Source organism: Sphingomonas sp. CCH9-F2 (genome assembly GCF_001556735.1).
In the GTDB taxonomy this organism is placed as follows: domain Bacteria; phylum Pseudomonadota; class Alphaproteobacteria; order Sphingomonadales; family Sphingomonadaceae; genus Sphingomonas; species Sphingomonas ginsenosidimutans.
The window spans coordinates 1-279 of record NZ_LSJO01000694.1; the positions used below are offsets into that span (position 1 = coordinate 1).

1 protein-coding gene is annotated in these 279 nt (G+C 63.8%); it reads left to right on the forward strand.

The genetic code is table 11. From position 1 onward, the window contains the following. On the forward strand, window positions 1-279 hold a 279-nt coding region (locus tag AX685_RS19925), incomplete at both ends, for an efflux RND transporter permease subunit (RefSeq protein WP_156445735.1).

A 279-nucleotide genomic window follows, 5' to 3' on the forward strand; every position in this document is an offset into this window, starting at 1 on the left:
AAGGCGCGCTGCTCGTCATCGTCGTGCTGTTCCTGCTGCTCGGCAACATCCGCGCTGCGCTCATCACCGCCGCAGTCATCCCGATTACCATGTTGATGACGGCCGCAGGAATGAACGGGCTGGGCGTGTCGGGCAATCTGATGAGCCTCGGCGCGCTCGATTTCGGGTTGATCGTCGACGGCGCCGTCATCATCGTCGAGAACGCGCTTCGCCGCCTCGCCGAACGCCAGGAGCATGAAGGCCGGCTTCTCACCCGCGAAGAGCGGATGGAGGAAACGA